General features: G+C 69.6%; 25 protein-coding genes and 1 other RNA gene. 9 read left to right on the forward strand and 17 right to left on the reverse strand.

Annotation, left to right across the window (positions count from 1 at the left end):
* Window positions 1-125 precede the first annotated feature (125 nt).
* Window positions 126-881, reverse strand: a complete 756-nt coding sequence (locus AC1DCG_RS22280; protein WP_477031361.1) for a tRNA1(Val) (adenine(37)-N6)-methyltransferase — start codon at window positions 879-881, stop codon at window positions 126-128.
* A 104-nt stretch (window positions 882-985) separates the two neighbouring features.
* Between AC1DCG_RS22280 and AC1DCG_RS22285 the strand changes: the two genes are divergently transcribed.
* The 3 genes from AC1DCG_RS22285 to AC1DCG_RS22295 all read left to right on the forward strand — a co-directional run bounded on the left by AC1DCG_RS22285 (window position 986) and on the right by AC1DCG_RS22295 (window position 2,998).
* Complete coding sequence (locus tag AC1DCG_RS22285) at window positions 986-1,996, forward strand: polyprenyl synthetase family protein (RefSeq protein WP_477041680.1); 1,011 nt, start codon at window positions 986-988, stop codon at window positions 1,994-1,996.
* Window positions 1,996-2,520 (forward strand): hypothetical protein, encoded by a 525-nt coding sequence (locus AC1DCG_RS22290; protein WP_477031362.1) that lies wholly within the window; start codon window positions 1,996-1,998, stop codon window positions 2,518-2,520. The genes AC1DCG_RS22285 and AC1DCG_RS22290 overlap by 1 nt, the downstream gene beginning before the upstream one ends.
* Window positions 2,521-2,599: 79 nt before the next feature.
* Window positions 2,600-2,998, forward strand: a complete 399-nt coding sequence (locus AC1DCG_RS22295; RefSeq protein ID WP_477031363.1) for a YccF domain-containing protein — start codon at window positions 2,600-2,602, stop codon at window positions 2,996-2,998.
* Here the strand turns inward: AC1DCG_RS22295 and AC1DCG_RS22300 are convergent.
* From AC1DCG_RS22300 to fumC, 3 genes are all read right to left on the reverse strand, one after another.
* Window positions 2,995-3,309, reverse strand: a complete 315-nt coding sequence (locus tag AC1DCG_RS22300; RefSeq protein WP_477041681.1) for a CcdB family protein — start codon at window positions 3,307-3,309, stop codon at window positions 2,995-2,997. The genes AC1DCG_RS22295 and AC1DCG_RS22300 overlap by 4 nt on opposite strands.
* A complete protein-coding gene (locus AC1DCG_RS22305) occupies window positions 3,306-3,560 on the reverse strand; it encodes a type II toxin-antitoxin system CcdA family antitoxin (protein WP_477031365.1) in 255 nt (84 codons plus the stop codon). Before AC1DCG_RS22305 ends, AC1DCG_RS22300 begins: the two co-directional genes overlap by 4 nt.
* Before the next feature lie 71 nt (window positions 3,561-3,631).
* Window positions 3,632-5,023 (reverse strand): class II fumarate hydratase, encoded by a 1,392-nt coding sequence (fumC, locus tag AC1DCG_RS22310; RefSeq protein ID WP_165262271.1) that lies wholly within the window; start codon window positions 5,021-5,023, stop codon window positions 3,632-3,634.
* Between the two features lie 135 nt (window positions 5,024-5,158).
* Between fumC and AC1DCG_RS22315 the strand changes: the two genes are divergently transcribed.
* On the forward strand, window positions 5,159-6,313 hold the full coding sequence (locus AC1DCG_RS22315; protein WP_477031367.1) for an acyltransferase family protein: 1,155 nt from the start codon (window positions 5,159-5,161) through the stop codon (window positions 6,311-6,313).
* A 62-nt stretch (window positions 6,314-6,375) separates the two neighbouring features.
* A complete protein-coding gene (locus tag AC1DCG_RS22320; protein ID WP_101711910.1) occupies window positions 6,376-6,762 on the forward strand; it encodes a RusA family crossover junction endodeoxyribonuclease in 387 nt (128 codons plus the stop codon).
* Here AC1DCG_RS22320 and AC1DCG_RS22325 read toward each other — a convergent pair.
* The 12 genes from AC1DCG_RS22325 to AC1DCG_RS22380 all read right to left on the reverse strand — a co-directional run bounded on the left by AC1DCG_RS22325 (window position 6,724) and on the right by AC1DCG_RS22380 (window position 15,680).
* On the reverse strand, window positions 6,724-7,116 hold the full coding sequence (locus AC1DCG_RS22325) for a hypothetical protein (RefSeq protein ID WP_477031368.1): 393 nt from the start codon (window positions 7,114-7,116) through the stop codon (window positions 6,724-6,726). The genes AC1DCG_RS22320 and AC1DCG_RS22325 overlap by 39 nt on opposite strands.
* Window positions 7,117-7,171: 55 nt before the next feature.
* Entirely contained in the window at window positions 7,172-8,983 is a 1,812-nt protein-coding gene (locus tag AC1DCG_RS22330) for a serine hydrolase domain-containing protein (protein WP_477031381.1), read from the reverse strand.
* Window positions 8,984-9,392: 409 nt separating this feature from the next.
* Window positions 9,393-10,193: a C13 family peptidase gene (locus AC1DCG_RS22335; RefSeq protein WP_477031369.1), complete on the reverse strand. Its 801-nt coding sequence runs from the start codon at window positions 10,191-10,193 to the stop codon at window positions 9,393-9,395.
* Between the two features lie 7 nt (window positions 10,194-10,200).
* Window positions 10,201-10,671: a PaaI family thioesterase gene (locus AC1DCG_RS22340; RefSeq protein WP_477031370.1), complete on the reverse strand. Its 471-nt coding sequence runs from the start codon at window positions 10,669-10,671 to the stop codon at window positions 10,201-10,203.
* A 3-nt stretch (window positions 10,672-10,674) separates the two neighbouring features.
* On the reverse strand, window positions 10,675-11,154 hold the full coding sequence (locus AC1DCG_RS22345; RefSeq protein ID WP_165262259.1) for an SspB family protein: 480 nt from the start codon (window positions 11,152-11,154) through the stop codon (window positions 10,675-10,677).
* 200 nt (window positions 11,155-11,354) lie between these two features.
* Window positions 11,355-11,720: a transfer-messenger RNA gene (ssrA, locus tag AC1DCG_RS22350) on the reverse strand.
* A 5-nt stretch (window positions 11,721-11,725) separates the two neighbouring features.
* Window positions 11,726-11,950, reverse strand: coding sequence for an Atu4866 domain-containing protein (locus AC1DCG_RS22355; protein WP_082656739.1), 225 nt, complete (start codon window positions 11,948-11,950; stop codon window positions 11,726-11,728).
* The gene (locus AC1DCG_RS22360; protein ID WP_276611620.1) at window positions 11,950-12,084 is read right to left on the reverse strand and encodes a hypothetical protein; all 135 of its coding nucleotides are present in this window, start codon (window positions 12,082-12,084) and stop codon (window positions 11,950-11,952) included. The genes AC1DCG_RS22355 and AC1DCG_RS22360 overlap by 1 nt, the downstream gene beginning before the upstream one ends.
* A gap of 141 nt (window positions 12,085-12,225) precedes the next feature.
* Window positions 12,226-13,113: a hypothetical protein gene (locus AC1DCG_RS22365; RefSeq protein ID WP_477031372.1), complete on the reverse strand. Its 888-nt coding sequence runs from the start codon at window positions 13,111-13,113 to the stop codon at window positions 12,226-12,228.
* 5 nt (window positions 13,114-13,118) lie between these two features.
* The gene (gene ilvN, locus AC1DCG_RS22370; RefSeq protein WP_101711904.1) at window positions 13,119-13,676 is read right to left on the reverse strand and encodes an acetolactate synthase small subunit; all 558 of its coding nucleotides are present in this window, start codon (window positions 13,674-13,676) and stop codon (window positions 13,119-13,121) included.
* A gap of 41 nt (window positions 13,677-13,717) precedes the next feature.
* Entirely contained in the window at window positions 13,718-15,523 is a 1,806-nt protein-coding gene (locus AC1DCG_RS22375) for an acetolactate synthase 3 large subunit (RefSeq protein ID WP_477031374.1), read from the reverse strand.
* Window positions 15,524-15,632: 109 nt separating this feature from the next.
* On the reverse strand, window positions 15,633-15,680 hold the full coding sequence (locus AC1DCG_RS22380) for a hypothetical protein (RefSeq protein ID WP_369744215.1): 48 nt from the start codon (window positions 15,678-15,680) through the stop codon (window positions 15,633-15,635).
* A 290-nt stretch (window positions 15,681-15,970) separates the two neighbouring features.
* Between AC1DCG_RS22380 and AC1DCG_RS22385 the strand changes: the two genes are divergently transcribed.
* Window positions 15,971-16,516, forward strand: coding sequence for a hypothetical protein (locus AC1DCG_RS22385; protein WP_477031375.1), 546 nt, complete (start codon window positions 15,971-15,973; stop codon window positions 16,514-16,516).
* On the opposite strand, the gene miaA is transcribed toward AC1DCG_RS22385, so the two are convergent.
* Window positions 16,449-17,321 (reverse strand): tRNA (adenosine(37)-N6)-dimethylallyltransferase MiaA, encoded by an 873-nt coding sequence (gene miaA, locus AC1DCG_RS22390; RefSeq protein ID WP_477037109.1) that lies wholly within the window; start codon window positions 17,319-17,321, stop codon window positions 16,449-16,451. The two genes, AC1DCG_RS22385 and miaA, sit on opposite strands and share 68 nt — an antisense overlap.
* A gap of 61 nt (window positions 17,322-17,382) precedes the next feature.
* Here miaA and AC1DCG_RS22395 point away from each other — a divergent pair, with 61 nt between their 5' ends.
* The 3 genes from AC1DCG_RS22395 to AC1DCG_RS22405 are packed head-to-tail and all read left to right on the forward strand — an operon-like array spanning window position 17,383 to window position 19,412.
* On the forward strand, window positions 17,383-17,859 hold the full coding sequence (locus AC1DCG_RS22395; RefSeq protein ID WP_477031376.1) for a hypothetical protein: 477 nt from the start codon (window positions 17,383-17,385) through the stop codon (window positions 17,857-17,859).
* A 42-nt stretch (window positions 17,860-17,901) separates the two neighbouring features.
* The gene (gene serB, locus AC1DCG_RS22400; protein WP_477031377.1) at window positions 17,902-18,750 is read left to right on the forward strand and encodes a phosphoserine phosphatase SerB; all 849 of its coding nucleotides are present in this window, start codon (window positions 17,902-17,904) and stop codon (window positions 18,748-18,750) included.
* Window positions 18,747-19,412, forward strand: a complete 666-nt coding sequence (locus AC1DCG_RS22405) for an HAD-IA family hydrolase (protein ID WP_165262245.1) — start codon at window positions 18,747-18,749, stop codon at window positions 19,410-19,412. The genes serB and AC1DCG_RS22405 overlap by 4 nt, the downstream gene beginning before the upstream one ends.
* Window positions 19,413-19,449 lie beyond the last annotated feature (37 nt).

Raw genomic sequence — 19,449 nt, forward strand, 5'->3', positions numbered from 1 at the left:
AGGGGGAGCATCTGGGCGCTCTAGATCCTCCCCCTCTGGGGGAGGTGGCCCGGAGGGCCGGAGGGGGTCTGCGCCGGAGGCTCAGTGCATCCCCGAAGCCCGCATCGATCGCCCTGAAAAACGCCTCACCACTCCAGCGCCGCTTGCCCCCGCAGGATCGCCTCGGCCTCCAGCGAATGTTTCCCGCCGTCCCGGTCGTGCAGAACCAGCGGCGGCAGCAGAACCAGCGGCGCCTTGCCGGTCTTGATCGCCCGCACCAGCACGCGCTTGGCCGGCGCGTCGGCGAAGGGCTGGATCGGGCGGATGCGGAACGAGCCGGCCTTGGGAGCCAGCAGGGCCAGGATGTCGGCCAGGCGGTCGGCGCGGTGGATCAGGGTGATGCTTCCGCCCTCGCGCACGGCCTTCAGCGCAAAGGCGGTCCAGGCGGAGAGGCCCGCGTCGGCCATCCAGGCGCCGGTCTTCTCCGGCGCCGGCGCCCGCAGGGCCCTGGGGTCGTCGAAGAACGGGGGATTGCTCATCATAGCGTCGAACACCGGCAGCGACAGCGCCCGGAAACCGGCCGCCACGTCGCCCTCGACGATGTCCACCCGATCGGCCAGGCCGTTCAGCGCGGCGTTCTCGCGGGCCAGGGCCGCGGCGGCGGAATCGCGCTCCAGCCCGACGAATCGCGCGCCGGGACGCCGGGTCGCGGCGGCCAGCAGGGCCGCGCCGACGCCGCATCCGGCCTCGATCACGCGATCGCCGTCGCGTGCGTCGCAGGACGCCGCCAGCAGGGCCGCATCCAGCCCGGCCCGGTATCCGGCGGCCGATTGGCGAAGCTTCACGCGCCCGTCGAGCACGCGGTCTTCGGTGACGGAGGGAACTGAGGTGGGGTCGGACAACGTTTCGGGCCTTGTGCTCGCCTTGACCCTGACCTATCCCGCCACCATTGTCGCTCGCAACGCCCATGGCGCTACGAGCGGCGTCGCCTGAGGAGTACATGGTCTTGGACGCAGCTGCAGCGACCCTCGCCCGTCAGCCGGGATCGGTGGATCGTCTCGTGCGCCTGGCCGCCGCCGACATGGGCGGCGTGGACCGCCTGATCACCGATCGCATGCAAAGCGACGTCCCGGTGATCCCGGCCCTGGCCGAGCATCTGATCGCCGCCGGCGGCAAGCGCCTGCGCCCGCTGCTGACCGTGGCCGCCGCGCGCCTGGCCGGTTCGGACAACGATCACTGCCTGAAGCTGGCCGCCGCCGTCGAGTTCMTCCACACCGCCACCCTGCTGCAYGACGACGTSGTCGACGGCAGCCAGCTGCGTCGCGGCAAGGTCGCCGCGCACCTGATCTGGGGCGCGGCTCAAAGCGTGCTGGTCGGCGACTTCCTGTTCGCCCGCGCCTTCGAGCTGATGGTCGAGACCGACTCGATGCGCGCCCTGCAGATCCTGGCCCAGGCCAGCCGCGTCATCGCCGAGGGCGAGGTGCTGCAGCTGATGCGCAGCCACGACCTCAACCTGTCGCAGGCGGTCTATCTCGAGATCATCGCGGCCAAGACCGCCGAGCTGTTCGCCGCCGCCGCCGAGGCGGGCGCGGTTTCGGCCGGCGTCGACGCCGAAAAGTCCAAGGCCCTGCGCGACTACGGCATGAGCCTCGGCTTGGCCTTCCAGCTGGCCGACGACGCCCTCGACTACGGCGGCGCCACCGAGACGCTTGGCAAGAACGCCGGCGACGACTTCCGCGAAGGCAAGGCCACCTTGCCGCTGCTGCTGGCGATCGCCCGCTCGGGCCCGCGCGAGGCCGAATTCTGGGAGCGCGCCATCGGTCGCCGCGAGCAGACCGAGGCCGACTTCCGCCGCGCCCGCGAGCTGATCATCGGCACCGGCGCCCTGGACGCCACGCTGGATCTGGCCGCCGAGTACGCCGACAAGGCCAAGGCGGCCCTGGCGGTCTTCCCGGCCAATGACTGGCGCGAAAGCCTCGAAAGCCTCGCCGACTTCGCGGTCAGCCGCCGGGCCTGATGGCGAAGGGCTACAACCCGTCCGGCGATCCTCACGGCGTCGACCGCCATCACGGCGCGCATGCCGCTGGCGAGGCGGCCGGCAAGGTGATCGGCGGCGGGGTGGGGGTCCTGGTCGGGCTGGCCCTCATCCTTCTCTTTTTCGGGCCGCTGCTGTGGGCGCCGCTGCTGGCGGGCCTCAGTGCGGCGCGCCTGGCGCCGGGAACCTGGCAGCCCTGGCTGGCCGGCTTCGTCGCCGCTGCCCTGGCGATCTTCGTCCAGTTCCTGCTGCTGGTGCAGAAGAGCCCGCTGCTGCGCTATCCGGCCGTGGCCCTGTTCTCCATCGCCTGGGTCGGCGGCCTGTGGCTGGAGCTGACCTCGCCGCCGCACGACTGGCTGACCAAGGCTCCGACCTGGCATGCGCCCGGCCCGTGGGCCTGGGTCCTGATCGGCCTGGGCGTCGTCGTCTATGCCGGCCTCTACCTCCTGGCCCTGTCGCGTTTCGGCAAGGGCCGCTGGGCCAGGCGCTGGCAACTGCTGCGGTGAATTCGCCGTAAGGTCGCGCCGCCAAGCTCGACAACGGGCCGGCGAGATCCCAAGTCTTGGTCGAGACGAAAGGACCGCGATGATCCGCTTCATCCTCAACCTGCTCTGGTTCTTCCTCGGCGGCTGGCTGTCGGGCCTCCTGTGGCTGCTGGGCGGTCTGCTGCTGGCGGTCACCATCGTCGGCCTGCCCTATGCCGGGGCGGCCTGGCGCATCGCGGGCTTCGCCTTCTGGCCGTTCGGCAAGGAGATCGTCAGCCGCGAGATCGTCACCGGCCGAAGCGACATCGGCACGGGTCCGCTGGGCTTCCTGCTGAACCTGATCTGGTTCGTGCTGGGCGGCTGGTACATCGCGCTCAGCCACCTGCTGATCGCCGTGGCCGAGGCTGTCAGCATCATCGGCATCCCGTTCGCCATCAAGGACCTGCAGCTGGCCTACATCGCCCTGGCCCCGATCGGCCGCACAGTGGTGCGCCGCTAGAAGCCGGTGAACAGCCGGTCCAGCGCCCGCCGGATGGCGTCYTCGTGGACGGCGAGGGAGGTGATGCGGCGATTGAGCGTCTTGCGTTCAAGGTTGGCCATCAGGGCCACGTCCACGACCAAACGCTCGCTGTCGATCTCGACCTCCACCCAGACCTTGGCCGGCTCGAAGGCCTGGGGCATGCGCATCAGCGGCGCGACGACGATAGTGTCGAGCGCGTCGAACATGTGTGATTGCAAGACAACGATGTAGGGAACGCTCGAACGCGTCGACGCTCCAGGATTGGTGAAGACGTCGAACTGCCGGATCACCAGCGACGCCACTCCGCGCCGAACGGCCCATGCTCTTCGACAAAGGCGTTGTGCGCCTTGATCGCCTCGGCGTTCTCTTTCGTCCAGCGCCGCGCACGTTCTTCCGCGCCGGCCGGATCGACCTTCTGGAGATGCAGCCGCAGCTGCGTCTCACTCATGCCGTCGACGGAAATCCCCAGCCGCTGCGCCTGCGCCAGCAGTTCCGGATCGATGCCCCGTTCGGCCGCAATGTCGAGTTCGGGCTTGCCCATGGCAGGAAGCCTAACATGAAAAAGGGGCCGCCGAAGCGACCCCTTCATCGTCATCGCGATGGCGACGGACCTCAGCCCGGCGAGACCATCTTTTCCGGGCGGACGTACTGGTCGAACTCTTCGTTCGTCAGATAGCCGCCGCCGACGGCTTCCTCGCGCAGGGTGGTGCCGTTCTTGTGGGCGGTCTTGGCGATCTTGGCGCAGATGTCGTAGCCCAGGCGGCCGTTCAGCGCCGTGACCAGCATCAGCGAGTTCTCGACGCCCTTCTGGATGTTGTCGATGCGCGGCTCGATGCCGACCACGCAGTTGTCGGTGAAGCTGATCGCCGCGTCGGCCAGCAGGCGCACCGACTGCAGGAAGTTGTAGGCCATCACCGGGTTGAAGACGTTCAGCTCGAAGTGGCCTTGCGACCCGGCGAAGGTCAGGGCGGCGTGGTTGCCGAACACCTGCACGCAGACCTGGGTCAGCGCTTCACATTGGGTCGGGTTGACCTTGCCCGGCATGATCGACGAGCCCGGCTCGTTTTCCGGCAGGGCCAGTTCACCGAGGCCGGCGCGCGGGCCCGAGCCCAGGAAGCGGATGTCGTTGGCGATCTTGAACAGCGAGGCGGCGACCGTGTTGATCGCGCCGTGGCTGAACACCATGGCGTCGTGGGCGGCCAGGGCTTCGAACTTGTTCGGCGCCGTGGTGAAGGGCAGGCCGGTGATGGCGGCGATGGCTTCGGCCACGCCTTCGGCGAAGCCGATCGGAGCGTTCAGGCCCGTGCCGACGGCGGTGCCGCCCTGGGCCAGCTGCATCAGCTTGGGCAGGGTGCTCTCGATGCGCTCGATGCCGTTTTCGACCTGCTGGGCGTAGCCGCCGAACTCCTGGCCCAGCGTCAGCGGGGTGGCGTCCTGGGTGTGGGTGCGGCCGATCTTGATGATGTCGGCCCAGGCGTCGGACTTGGCCTTGAGCGAGGCGTGCAGGTGCTTCAGGGCCGGCAGCAGGTCCGAGACGATCTGCTCGGCGCAGGCCACATGCATCGCCGTCGGATAGGTGTCGTTCGACGACTGGCTCATGTTGACGTGGTCGTTCGGGTGGACGGGCTTCTTGGTGCCCATCTCGCCGCCCAGGATCTCGATCGCGCGGTTCGAGATCACCTCGTTGGCGTTCATGTTCGACTGGGTGCCCGAACCGGTCTGCCAGACGACCAGCGGGAAGTGGTCGTTCAGCTTGCCTTCGATCACTTCGTTGGCGGCCTGGACGATGGCGTCCTTCAGGCCTGCGTCCAGCTTGCCGAGCTTGTGGTTGGTCTCGGCGGCGGCGCGCTTGACGATGCCCAGGGCCCGGACGACCGGCAGCGGCTGCTTTTCCCAGCCGATCTTGAAGTTGCCGAGGCTGCGCTGGGCTTGCGCGCCCCAATAGCGGTCGGCGGCGACTTCGATGGGGCCGAAGGTGTCGGTCTCGGTGCGCGTGGCGGTCATGCGGGTCTCCCGGAAAACGGTCGAGGGGGGTCTAGACCCTGAGGGCCGCCAGGGCAACGCTCGCGAGGCCGGTTGACACCACGCGCGAGCATGCGAACCCTCCGCGCCCAGAAAAAGAGTTCGGGGGAAGCGTTCATGGCGTCGGGCAAGGGCGGCGGTCGGATCGTCGCGCTGGATCTGCTGCGCGGCTTGGCGGTGGCGGGCATGATCATCGTGGTCAGCCCGGGATCGTGGAGCCAGGTCTACGCGCCGCTGGCCCATGCGCCCTGGCACGGCTGGACGCCGGCCGATCTGGTCTTCCCAACCTTCTTGTTCTGCGTCGGCATGGCCATCGGCCTGTCGGTTCCGCGCCTGACGCCCGGTGACCGATCCTCGGCGGCCTTCTGGATCAAGGTCGCGCGCCGCACGGCTCTGCTGATCCTGCTGGGCCTGCTGCTGAACGCCCTGCCGAAGTTCGATCTCGCCCATCTTCGCCTGCCGGGCATCCTGCAGCGCATCGGCCTCTGCTACGCACTGGGCGTGGCGATCTGCGTGCTGGCCGCGCCGCGGGCCGGAAGTCGCCTGAAATTCAGCTTCGTCGCCGTCTCCGCGGCGGCCTTCGTCCTGCTGGCGATCTACTGGGCCTTGCTGGCTTTTGCTCCGGTCCCGGGGTTCGGGGCCGGCCGACTCGACTCGCACGGCTCTTTGCCGGCCTTCATCGACCGGGCGGTGATCACCATCCCGCACCTCTGGAAGCACGGCACGACCGAGGGCGTCGGCGTCACCTACGATCCCGAAGGTCTGCTCTCGACCCTTCCGGCGGTCGTCAACGTGCTGATCGGCGCCATCGCCGCCGCCTTGCTGGCGCGGGGCGGGGCGAGCCGCATCGCCCTGGCGCTGCTGTCGGCGGCGTTGATCGCCGGCGGCCTGCTGCTGGACGGCGTCATGCCGATCAACAAGTCGATCTGGACGCCCAGCTTCGCCCTGCTCAGCAGCGGCCTTTCGATGGCGGCGCTGTTCGTGCTCGACCTGCTGTCGGGTTCCAGGACCGTACTGAAGCTGGCCGCGCCGCTGAGCATCTTCGGCGGCAACGCCATCCTGGCCTTCATCCTGTCGCAGCTGCTGGGGATTTTTGGCTCGATGCGGCTGCTGCCGGGCGGGAACTCGGCCCAGGGTCTGGTCTATGACCTGGCCTTGCGGGCCATCCCCGATCCCAAGGCCGCGTCCCTGGCCTGCGCCTTCGCCGTGCTGGCCTTCATCCTGGCGATCCTGATCCCGCTGCACCGGCGCGGGATCCATTTGCGCCTCTAGGCCCGGGGCGCGTAGACAGCGCTCGAACGCTCGCCGCGCCGGCGGGCCTGGAGACCGCGCGCTTGCAAGACGACTGGACGCATCACGGCAAGGTCCGCGCTCGCGAGGCGGGCGGCGAACTGACGATCGTGGTCGACGGCCTGACCACCCAGGCCAAGTACTACAAGCCGCTGATCTACGAGTTCTTCCGCAAGTCCTGGCGCGGCTCGCGGCCGGCCTGGGGCGAGTTCTCTGTCGAGATCGGCATGGAGTTCGTCGGCGAGCCGCCGTGGCTGGACCTCGACAACCTGGCCAAGGCGCTGCTGGACGCCATCAAGGGCTATGCCTTCCACGACGACGCCCAGGTCGCCCGCCTGCTGGTCGAGCGGCGTCCGGGCGAGCGCGAGCGGATCGTCATCGTGGTGCGAAAGCTAGAGTCGCGCTTTCTGCGGGGCACGCTCGAAGACTGACGCGCCGACCGAGATGTAGAGCACGATCAGGAACGCGAGGTAGCGGCCCGTGCTCGATGGTTCGGCTCCGGGCGCCAAAGGCACGAGATCAAGCAGGATCAGGTTCGCAGCGGCGACCCCGGGCAGGGCGAAGGCCACGGCGGGATAAAGGCGTCGGGCGCGGGGAATGCGCAGCAGCCGAGCGGTGGCCTGGAAGGCGAAGGCGCCCAGCGCGGCGGCGAGAAAGGCGTTGAGGGCGTAGAACCAGAAGGCCCGTTCGATCAGCGCGCTGCCGAAGGCCCCGTAGAACAGCGTCGCCGCCAGCCAGACCCCCAGGCCCGCCCCGGCCAGGATGCAGACGTTCCGTTTCGACACGCGCGAACTCCCCCATCGTCGCTACGACGGGGGAGCCTGCACGCGGCGTGCCGGATCAGGTGTTCCAGAACTCGAGGAAGCCCCAGGCGGCCAGCACGATGGCGAAGCCGATGAAGATCAGCGCGGTGACCGTGAAGCACAGCTTGCGCAGGTCGTTCCAGCTGTCGACACGACGGCCGCCGCGCCAGACGACGGGCGTCATGGCCAGGGTCACCAGGGTCAGGATGGTGGCGATGAAGGCGCAGGCCGAGGCCGTCAGCAGCCAGCCGCTGGGCCAGCCGAAGACCACGGCGGCGACGTCGCCCGAGCTCAGCGCGAAAACGCCGACGCAGGCGATGGCCGTCAGCCACAGCACGGCCTGGGTGGTCTGCAGCAGGCTGGCGCGGGCCTGGCTGGTGGTCTGGCGGGTGTCGCGGCGGCTGCGCACGAACACGCCCGCCAGGGTGGCGATCGAGGCCAGGGCGGCCAGCAGGGTCGCGCCGGACAGGACGCCCTGCTTGAACAGCGGGCCGACCCGCTCGTAGGCGGAGATCCCCGAGGGGGCGAAGAACCGCGCGGGCGTTCCGTCCTGGCGCTGGAACACCAGCATGTCGGCGCCGTCCGCGGCCTTGAAGACGTCCTCGCGGTCGGTCGGGATCCACAGGCGCGTCTGGCCGTCGGTGGTGACGGCAAGGCCTCCCTGGGCGCTGGCGCGCACCTTGGCCACGCCGATCAGACGGTTCACGAAGCCTTCCAGGCCCCCATAGGCGCGCCGGTCGGTCAGGTAATCGCCGGCATAGAGCGCGGCCGTTTCAGCGGTCAGCGGCGTGAAGGCCGGGACCGCGCGGGCCGGCGCGTAGAAGCGCTCGACGATGGCCGACGGCAGGGTCGCGGGCAGGCTCTGGCCGGTGTCGGTGTTGACCGAGACGAAGACGCCCAGGCCCAGGTCCGGGACGATGACCATGTTGGAGTGGAACCAGAGGGTCGCGCCGCCGTGGCCGAAGCCGCGACGATTGCCGGGCAGGGCGATGTCCTGGAAGCCGCTGTTCAGGCCGGCGGCGCCGGCCGCGGGGCGATAGCTGGGCGTGCGGAACGCCTGGGCCGCGCGGGCCGAGAACACGGTGCGGCCGTCGATCGTCCCGCCGTTCAGCAGCAGGGTCATGTAGCGGGCCATGTCGGCGGCGGTGCTCGAGGCCGAGCCGGCCGGGGCGATCTGGCCGATGAACTCCACCGGCTGGGCCTGCAGGCCCAGCGGTGTCCAGCGATAGCCTTCGGCCATGTCGGCGGCCAGGGCGGGGGCCATGGGCGCGGGTAGGTCGTCGCGCCAGGCGCGGGGCTCGCGGAAGGTGGTGCGGGTCAGGCCCGCCGGCACGATCACGCGTTCGGCGATCAGGTCCTCGAACGGCTTGGCGCCGGTGTTGGCCAGGGCCGCGCCGACCAGGGCCACGCCATAGTTCGAGTAGGCGGGCAGCACGCCCGGCTCGCGCACCCGGTTGGGGCGCTCCTGGCGCAGATAGACATCCAGCGGCCGGATACGGCGCTCCTCACGTTCGAAGAGCTGGCCCAGCGCGCGGTCCTCGAAGCCGGGGGTGTGGTTGTAGAGGTCGCGCACCCGCACCGGGTTCTTCTTGCCCTGGTCGCGGACCTGAAGCTTCTCGGGCAGATAGACGTTGATCGGCGTGTCGGGGCGGATGCGGCCGGCGTCGATCTCGTTCTGCAGGGCGATCCAGGTGAAGGTCTTGGAGATCGAGCCGATGCGGAACAGCGTGCGGTCCGGATCGACCCGACGGCCGCCCGACAGGCTGGCGACGCCGTAGCCCTTCTTCAGCACCACCTGGCCGTTCTGCACCACCGAGACGGTGACGCCGGCGATGTGGTCCTGGTTCATGGACCGGCGGACGAAGCCGTCGACGAAGGCTTCCAGCTCGGGCGCGGGCAGGGGCGTGACGCCGGGCAGGGCGGGCGCGACAGGCGGCGTCACGACCGGAGCGGCGGCCGGCGTGGCCGGGCGCGTCGTTCGAACGGGCGGCGTGGTCCTCGGCGCGGTCGTGGCCGGAGCCGGGGCGCGCGGCGCGGTCGGTATCGGGGCCGTCGGCGCCGTGCTTTGGCTCGTGGCGCTGCCCGCGCCAGCCAGCCAGATCCCAACGACCGCCGCGCACCGCGCGACCTTGGACGACAAACGCAACGTCACGTATCCCACCTCGCCGATAGAGCCCCTCGTGGCCTTCTTAGGCCAATTCGCGCGGCGAGGGACACCGGCCCCGGGAAGAAAACTGCCGCTGCGTCAGTCGGGCTGTTCAGTTTCCAGCCGGCTGGCTCGTCGAGATCGGGGGCGGCGCCGGCTTTCGCGCCTTGGAGAAGGCATAGAGGGGCAGCAGGGGGCGCAGTTCGGGGCCGATCCACATCTGCGGCTCCGACGGCGGGGTCATGCCGGTGTCGACCTCCTTACGCGCCACGCAGGCCTGGACCGCACGGCCGAGCGCGGCGAAGTCGCGGGCCTTGCCGATCTCGGACAGGAAGCAGTCGTCGAAATAGGGATAGCGGTCGCTTTCGCCGCAGCCGAACGAGGTGCGATCGGGGCGCGCGGCGGTCAGGATCATGCGATCGTCGCGCTCCAGGACCGGAACGAACACGCCCGAGAAGCAGGCCGAGATCACCACGATCGACGGCCGCCCAGGGCAGGCGTCGTCGACCATCGCCGCCAGGCGCTGGGGGCGCAGGATCTTTTCGCCCATCACCACGCCCTCGGGTGCGCCGTGCGAGGTGATATAGACGAAGCAGCCGGCCGGCGCGGCCTGGGCGGCCGAGGCCAGGCCGGCCTGGATCGACTTGGCGTCGGAAGCCGCCACGTCCTGTGAGGGATAGCGCTTGGGGCGGGTCGAGAACTGCGCCGGGGCGGGGAAGCCAAGAGCGGTCAGGCTTTGCGAGATGTCGCGGCGGGCGTTGTCGAAGGCCTCGGTCGAGCCGCCGGAATGGGCGCGGAAGTCGCCGGCCACGACCACGGCCGCCCAGCGGTCGAACGGCCCCTCGGCATGGGCGGGCGCGATGGCCAGCAGGGCCAGCAGCAGGCCGATCAGGAAGCTCGCCGCCCGGGCCATGGCGCGCCTATTTCTTGAACTTGGCGAAGGGCGTCGGCAGGGCCGTGCCCGTGGACGTGGCCAGCAGCCGGCCCTCGGCGTCGTAGAGCTCGCCCTCCATGAAGCACACCGTGCGGCCCCACTTCACCACCCGGCCGACGCCGCGCAGCGCGCCGGGCATGGCCGGCCGCAGGAAGCTGGTCTTCATCTCAAGGGTGGGAACCACGTGGGTCATGCCCGAGGCGATCATGCCGGCCACCGACATGCATTCGTCGAGCATGGCGCAGACGAAGCCGCCCTGGACCTGGCCCATCGGGTTGGCCAGCAGGTCGGCGCGGGCGTCGAAGGCGATCTCGACGCGCCGCTCGGCCTGACTGACGGCGATGAGCTTGAAGCCCAGCGTCCGGGCGCTGGGCGGTGCGTTCTTCGAAGCCGTGAAACGCGCGAGGATCGCCTCGTCGGTGAGGGTTTGAGGCTCGTCCGAGGCGATGTCGCTCAAGGCCTACTTCTTCCGGAACTGGTCGAGGGAGATGATCTTGGGCGCCTCGTCGCCGTCGGCGGCGGGCGGGGTCGGCTCGGGCTCGGGCTCGACCGGGGCGGGCTCGATTTCGGGCGCCTCGAACTGCAGGGCGAACTGCACCGACGGATCGTAGAAGCGGGTCACCGCCGCGTAGGGGATCGACAGGCGCTTGGGCTGGCCGCCGAACTTCAGCGTCACCGAGAAGAAGGTCTCGCCGGGGGCGAGATCCCAGTACTGGTGCTGCAGGATGATCGTCATCTCGTCCGGATACTTCGAGAGCAGGTCCTGCGGCGCGGAGACGCCGGCGGCCTGGGTCTTGAAGGTGATGTAGAGATGGTGCGGCTCGGGCAGGCCGCCGGGCGCGGCCGCCTTCTTCAGCGCGGCCTTGACGACGCCGCGCAGGGCGTCCTGGGCCATGGCCTCGTACTGCATCAGGTCTTCGGTCGGAGGAGTGCGGGCCATGGGTCTTCGATTAAGCAAAAACGACAAATCCAGTCGCCAGCGTAACCTGTCGCGGGCTTGCGGCAAAGGCGCCCGTATACGGTAGCGGCGTACAAATTTTCGGGGGTGACCGGCGGTCTCGAAAAGCGACGGGATTCCGTCGTCGAGCACGCTGAAATCGCCTTGGAAAGGGCGGGCGCGAGACATCTTGGTATCTGGAAAGTGGAGGGATTCTGTTGCCAGGCTCCCTCCGGGCCCCGCCTAGGGATCTGAACCCCTAGGACTTAAGAGGCGAATTCACCTGCACCGCATTACGCAGCGACGGCGAACTCTTCAGCGAAGTTATCGTTCGCATTTAGTTTAATGGCCCGAAACGGTGGGCCAAGCCGAGAGAAAGCAAACACCTTTACACGTCTGTCGATGCTGATCGGCCCCATGCAGTCCCGTGATAACTCGGGAGAGATTTGGTGGAGCCGCCGGGAATCGCACCCGGGTCCAGTCCGCTTATTACGTGCGCGTTTATCCCCATAGTTCGGCCGAAGCCGGACGAACCCAATATAGGCCCTAGGGGGCGCGGATGGAAGGGGCGCGGCTAAACCGTCCCCAGGCTGAGGCGGCCTTCGGCCAGGCGGCCGGTGACCACGGCGCCGTGGTCCTCGAACAGCTTCAGGGTTTCGCCGACCAGGACATAGGCGCCGGTGAAGACGCCGTCGGGGTTGGCGTGAACCTCGACGAAGCGGCCGTCGGGGCGCAGTTCGAGGCTGAAGCGGCCATCGGGCGAGGACCAGACGCCGGAGACGGGGAGGTGGTCGATCATCATGGCAGGATCCTCCAGGCGGAAGCGGACGAGAGCAGGGCGGGCAGGGCGGCCATCGCGCAGGCGCCGGCCCAGAGGGCGACGGCGAACCAGCGCGGCGCCGCCGTCGCGCGACGGGGCATGTGGCGGGTCATGGCCAGGCTTTGATTTGGGGTTTTGGTTTTGGGGGAGCGCCGCAGGGGAGCTGCGGCGGAACGAGGTCACTATGACCCAGCCGGTCGTCCAGTCGGTAGAGCGATGCTCCGGGTTGATTGCACGATCCTACGGATCTGCGGTCAGCGCGGCTCGGGCGTTGAGGGGACGGGCTCCGGTGGCTCGGCCGGTTCCGGTTCGTCGTCGGCGACGGGCACGGCCGCGGGCTGGGGGCGGCTGGAGGTTCCGGCCTTGAGTTGCCCGCCCTGGGCTTTGAGATCGGCATAGGCCGCGGCTTGGCGCGAGAAGTCGCCGCCGCGCGGCAGCACCGCGTCGAACAGCGGGTCGCGTCCGGCCGCCGCTCCGACCACGGCCGACAGCACGCTCGCGATCGAGCCAACCTCGGCGTCGTCGCAGGCGCGGCGCAGGTGCCGGGCCTGGCCGGGAACCAGCAGGGTCACGTCCCAGGAGACGCCGTCGACGCAGACGCCCTCGACCGCGCCGCCGCCGTAGTCGACGATGACGCTGCGGGGCTGACCCCAGGCCGGATCGCCGGCCAGGGCCTTGAGGGCGGGGATGCGATCGTCGGGCAGTTCGGCGTTGATGTCGACGCGACGGCCGATCTCCGGCGTGCAGCAACCCAGGCCTGCGCGGGCCTGGACGAAGGCGCGGCCGTCGCGGCGCACCGTGACGCGGACGACGGCCTGGCGGACGCCGCGCGCGGGCCGGGCCCAGGCTTCCAGCACCATTTCGCCGCCGCGCACCAGCTGGGTCTGCAGGGGCTGCAGGCCCCAGAGGCGATAGAGGAGGGGATCGACGCCGTTGTCGATCGGGATGGGCTGTTCCTTGCGCCCCAGCCGGCGGCCGGCCAGCGGATCGACTTCCGAGGCGGGGCGTGGAATTTCGTTCGACCACCAGACGGCCGGATCGGGCGGCGGCGCGGGGGCGGCGGGAACCACGGGCGTGACCGGCTGGGCCTGGGCCGCGAGCGCCAGGGCTCCCGCGATAATGGCCAGTCCGATGACGCCCATGCGGCTTACATCCCTTCGAAGCCCCGCTCGATGGAAAGGACGCCGGTGCGGGAAAGTTCCACCAGGCCCAGCGGACGCATCAGGTCGAGGAACTTGTCGATCTTCGAGGGCGCGCCCGAGATTTCGAACACGAAGCTCTCCAGCGTGGTGTCGACAGGCTTGGCGCGGAAGATGTCGGCGATGCGCAGGGCCTCGACGCGCTCGGCGCCGGAGCCGCGCACCTTGACCAGGGCCAGCTCGCGCTCGACGCCGTTCGGGTCGCGGGTCACGTCATGCACGCGGCGGACGTTGACCACCTTGTTCAGCTGGGCCTCGATCTGGTCGAGCACCTGGCGCGTGCCGCGGGTGACCACGGTGATGCGGCTGGTGTGGGCCTTGCGGTCGGTCTCGGCGACGGTAAGGCTTTCGATGTTGTAGCCGCGGGCGGCGAACAGGCCGACCACGCGGTGCAGCACGCCCGGCTCGTTGTCGACCAGCAGGGCGAAGGTCGCGGTCTGCTCGGCCTGCTCGTTGGGGCTGAGATCGTAGGCCGAGGCGGGGGCGGGTTGAACGTTGGCGGTCATGAATCAAGCCTAGAACAGTGTAAGGCGAAGGGCGAGGTCGATCAGACCAGCCCCGCGCCCTCTTCGCCGATGACGTTCCCGATGTCCTCGACCTCGCCCATGATCATCTCGTTGTGGGCCTTGCCCGAGGGGATCATCGGCAGGCAGTTCTCGTGCTTCTCGACGCGGCAGTCGAAGATCACGGGCTTGTCGCTGTTGATCATCTCCAGGATCTTGGCGTCCAGCTCGGCCGGGTCCGAGCAGCGGATGCCGACCGCGCCATAGGCCTCGGCCAGTTTCACGAAGTCGGGCAGGCTGTCGGAATAGGAGTGGCTGTAGCGCTCGCCGTGCAGCAGCTGCTGCCACTGGCGGACCATGCCCATCCATTCGTTGTTCAGGATGAAGATCTTGACCGGCAGGTCGAACTGGATGGCGGTCGACAGTTCCTGGATGCACATCTGGATCGAGGCCTCGCCGGCGATGTCGACGACCAGGCTCTTGGGGTGGGCCAGCTGCACGCCCAGGGCGGCCGGCAGGCCATAGCCCATGGTGCCCAGGCCCCCGGAGGTCATCCAGCGGTTTGGCTCCTCGAAGCGGAAGAACTGCGCGGCCCACATCTGGTGCTGGCCGACTTCCGTCGTGACGTAGACGTCCTTGTCCTTGGACAGCTCGTACAGGCGCTGGATGGCGTACTGCGGCTTGATGACCGTGTCCGAGCGCTTGTAGGCGAGGCACTGGCGGGCGCGCCAGGCGTCGATCTGGGTCCACCAGTCGGTCAGGGCGGCCTTGTTGGGCTGATGGCCGGCAGTCTTCCAGGCCTCGATCAGATCCTCGAGGACGCTGCCGGCGTCGCCGACGATCGGCAGGTCGACGCGGACGTTCTTGTTGATCGACGAGGCGTCGATGTCGATGTGGATCTTCTTGCTGCCCGGCGAGAAGGCGTCGAGGCGGCCGGTGACCCGGTCGTCGAAGCGTGCGCCGACGCAGATCATCACGTCGCAGTCGTGCATGGCGTTGTTGGCTTCGAACGTGCCGTGCATGCCCAGCATGCCCAGCCACGCCGGATCGGCGGCCGGGAAGGCGCCCAGGCCCATCAGGGTCGAGGTGACCGGCGCGCCGGTCAGGGCCGCGAACTCGCGCAGCTTCTCGCTGGCCTTGGGGCCGGCGTTGATGACGCCGCCGCCGGTGTAGAAGATCGGCCGGCGGGCCTGGGCGATCATCTTGGCGGCTTCGGCGATGCGGCCGGCGTCGCCCTTGATGCGCGGCGAATAGGCGTGGCTCGAGGCGACCTCGGTCGGGCCGTAGTACTCGCCCTTGGCGAACTGGACGTCCTTGGGGATGTCGATCAGCACCGGGCCCGGACGGCCGGTGGTGGCGATCTTGAAGGCCTCGTGGATGATCTGCGGCAGGTCGCGGACGTCTTTGACCAGGTAGTTGTGCTTGGTGCACGAGCGGGTCATGCCGACGGTGTCGGCTTCCTGGAAGGCGTCGGTGCCGATCAGGTGGGTCGGAACCTGGCCGGTGATGACGACCATCGGGATCGAATCCATCAGGGCGTCCATGATGCCGGTGATGGCGTTGGTCGCGCCCGGACCCGAGGTGACCAGGACGACGCCCGGCTTGCCCGAGCTGCGGGCGTAGCCTTCGGCGGCGTGGGTCGCGCCCTGCTCGTGGCGGACCAGGATGTGCTGCAGGCGCGGCTCGTGGAACAGCGCGTCGTAGATCGGCAGGACCGCGCCGCCGGGATAGCCGAACAGCACCTCGACGCCTTGATCGACGAGGCCGCGGACCACGATCTCGGCGCCGGTCATGGCGCGGTTCGCGGTGTCTGCGGGAGCGTTGCTCTCGATGGTCTGGTGGGCGGTCATGGCGGAAGTCCCGGATGGACGTGAAACTGGGCTTTGGAGGCGGCGGAAAAGAAAAAAGGCCCCGAAGGACCTTTGTGCGCGCGACCGATCTATCAGCGTGACTTCGAGGTCACGCCGTGAACGGCCGCTCCATAAGTACGATCATGGTGTTGCGCACGAGTGTTGCTCCAAATGGATGATCGGGGAATGCCATGCTCGCGAAAGGGCGTCAAGGCGCGCTTTGGCGCAATAAAAGACCTCGACCGGCCGCGCCGGCGCCATTGCGGGCGGCAACTTGCTCCGGCCTTGCCATGCAATGCGCAATGGGCTTGCTCGCGATGGCCGTCAGTCGGTCACACCCTGCCTGCAATCTTGCGGCTGCGGGCATGCGGGCGCCGCCTGGCGTCGGACTTGCCGCGGCTTGTGGCCGCGGGCCAAGCTGAGGCGAGAGTTGAGAGGGGGATCAAAATGCCACAGGCCGACACGCCGCCCGCCGTCGCCGCCGAGCCGCCGGCCATGCATCGCCTGGTGTCCGTCGCGACGGAGGATCGGCCTCTGGTGCTGGTCAAGGAGGGGCGCTCGGAAGCCGCCCTCGCGCGGCAGGCGGTCTTCCTGAAGATGTCGGCTCGGGAGGAGGCGGTTTCGGCGGTCCTGGGCGATGGGCTGGCCTTCAAGTGCCGGTGGGTCATCGAGGCCTATCACCAGCGGGATTTCTGCTTCAGCTCGATCACCGGCCAGACGGCCTGCACCGAACCCATGACCCGCATCCTGACCGAGACCGAGACCGGAGAGACGCCGAGCGGACCCGGCGCGCCGTGCAGCCTGGAACTGCCCGAGGTTTCGCGGGCGTCCGAGCGGCTGGGAACGATCGTCCAGGCGCGCAGCGCGGCCCTGTTCAAGGCCGAGTACGAGCAGCGGGTCCGCCCGGGGCTTCTGGCCTCCGGCGTCAGGCTGACGGAGCGGTCGCCGACGAAACCCGCGTCCAGTCCGGCGTCTGGTTCCGGAACCAGGTGAGCTGGCGCTTGGCGTAGCGCCGGGTTTCCTGGCGGGCGGCGTCGAGCGCCTGTTCGAGGCTGGTCTCGCCGCGCAGGTGCGACGCGAGCTCGCGATAGCCGACCGCCTTGAGGGCGGGGAGGGCCGGATCGAGGCCGCGCCGTTCCATCGCCGCCACCTCGTCCAGGGCGCCGCTTTCGACCATGACGCCCAGGCGCGCGTCGCAGCGGGCGTAGAGTTCGGTCCGCGGCGGATCCAGCACGACGCCGCTCCATTCGCCGGCCTGCAGCACCGGCCGGGTGTCGGCCTGCCAGTCGGAGAGGGCGCGGCCGGTGGCCACGGCCACGGCGTGGGCGCGAACGAGGCGCTGGCGGTCGCCGCTTTCGATGCGGGCCTCCGCGGCCGGGTCCAGCGGCCGCAGAAGATCGCGGAACGCGGCCTCGCCCTGGGCCGCATAGAGCAGCCCGGAGATCTCGCGCTGGCTTTCGGGCACCGGCGGCACGTCGGCCAGGCCATGGGTCAGGGCGCGGAAGTAGAGGCCGGTGCCGCCGACGACGATGGCCGGCCGGCCGCGGGCGGCGATGTCGTGCAGGGCCCGGACGGCCGCCGCCTGCCAGCGGCCCACCGACCAGCCCTCGGCCGCGTCGGCGACGCCGAACAGGTGGTGCGGGGCGCGGGCTTCCTCCTCGGGCGAGGGGGCGGCGGTCAGCACCCGCAGGCCCGCGTAGATCTGCATCGAGTCGGCGTTGACGATCTCGCCGCCCGTGCGCTCGGCCAGGTCCAGCGCATAGGCCGACTTGCCGCTGGCTGTGGGCCCGGCGATCATCCAGACGCGCGAGTCGGGCGCGAAGGGCGTTTCGACGGTTGCATTGGGGGCGTCACGGTCCATGAAGCGTACATACATGATCGCAGCGGCGCTGGTCGCCTCCTTGGCGGCGGGTTCGGTTCAGGCCGCCACGCCCGAGACCGCCAAGTCCAAGGCGCCCGCCCCTTCGGCGGCTTCGCGCCTTCCCGCGGCGCCGGCCCAGGCGATGTCCAGCGAGGAGAAGGCCGGCTGCGGCGCGGTGCTGGTGATCCTGGGCCAGGTCTCGACCAGCTATCCGCAACTGTTCGCCAAGCAGGGCCAGGACGGGCGCGGCATCCAGTTCGTGCTGGAAGCCTTCGGCGCCAAGGGCCGGATCATGATGGACGAGGCGTTCGAGGACGGCGCCCAGCGCGGGGTCAAGCCCTCGAAGGTGTATGAGGAAGGCCTCAGCTTCCTGTTCGAGAACGCCCAGCCGGTCGAGGGCGAAACCGCCGAGCAGGGCGGCCGGCGCGCGGCCATGGCCTTGATGCAGCGCTGCACCGGCATCCAGATGGACTAATGCGGGTTGACGGCGGGGGGCGACTGGCTTAGCCGCCCCGCCATGCACGTCCTGACCCTCGTCGGCCCGGAGGCCGAAACTCTCGCCGCCGCTCTTGCGCTGGGCCAGATCGTTCCGCTCGGCCCGAACGCCGTCGACGTCACCTTCGAGGGCGAGGTTGCTGCGGTCCGCGAGCGGGTGATCGCCGCCATCGGCGACAGGCCCGTCGACTTCGCCGTCCAGCCCGTCGAAAACCGCCGGAAGCGCCTGCTGATCGCCGACATGGACTCGACGATCATCAACGTCGAATGCCTGGACGAGTTGGCCGACTTCGCCGGCGTCAAGGACAAGGTCTCCGAGATCACCGAGCGCGCCATGCGCGGCGAACTGGCCTTCGAGGGCGCCCTGCGCGAGCGGGTCGGCATGCTCAAGGGCCTTGCGACCACGGCGCTGCAGACCTGTTTCGACGAGCGCGTGCGGCTCAATCCCGGCGCCGAGACGCTGGTTCGGACCATGGCCGCCCACGGCGCCCGCTGCGCCCTGGTCTCGGGCGGCTTCACCTTCTTCACCAGCCGGGTGGCCGAAGCCGCCGGCTTCCACCTGAACCGCGCCAACACGCTGATCGAGCAGGGCGAGGCCCTGACCGGCGAGGTCGGCGACCCGATCCTGGGCAAGGAGGCGAAACTCGCCGCCCTCGAGGAGGAGACCGCCGCTCTTGGCCTGACCCCGGCCGACGCCCTGGCCGTGGGCGACGGCGCCAACGACCTGGCGATGATCGAGGCCGCCGGCCTGGGCGTGGCCTACCGCGCCAAGCCGATCGTGGCCGCCCAGGCCGACGCCAAGGTCGACCATGCCGACCTGACCGCGCTGCTCTACTTCCAGGGCTATCGCGCCGAGGAGTTCTGGCGGTGAGCTTCCCCCGCCGCGTCGAGGCGGTGGTCTTCGACATGGACGGCCTGCTGCTCGACACCGAGACCGTCTATCGCGCCGCGATGATCGACGCGGGCCAGGCGTTCGGGGTTCCGGTGACGGCGGCGACCTACGCCTCGATGGTCGGCAAGACCAATCCCGAATGCGCGGTGATGCTGCGCGACCTCTATGGCGAGACCTTCCCCGTCAAACCGTTCTTCGAGCGGCTGTGGGCCGACGTCGAGCTGCTGCTGGAGGCCGAGATCCGGCTGAAGGCCGGCGTGCAGGAGATCCTCGATCACCTGGACGAGATGGGCCTGCCGCGGGCCATCGCCACCTCGAACGGCCTGCCGGCGGTGGAGCGGTATCTGGGTCGCTTCGATCTCCTTCCGCGCTTCCACGCGGTGGTCGCCCACCACGACGTGACCCGGCACAAGCCGCACCCGGACCCCTACCTGCTGGCCGCCCAGCGGCTGGGCGTGGATCCGCTGGCCTGCCTGGCGCTGGAGGATTCCCACCCCGGCGTCCGCGCGGCGCACGGGGCGGGGATGATGACCATCATGGTGCCCGACATCCTCGACCCGACCGAGGAGATGCACGAAAAGTGCGTCCACATCGCCGACAGCCTGCACGTGGTGCTGGACCTGCTGAAGCGGGCGGGGTGAGCCCCCTCCGGCCCTCCGGGCCACCTCCCCCAGAGGG

The organism is Caulobacter sp. 10L414 (genome assembly GCF_056395525.1).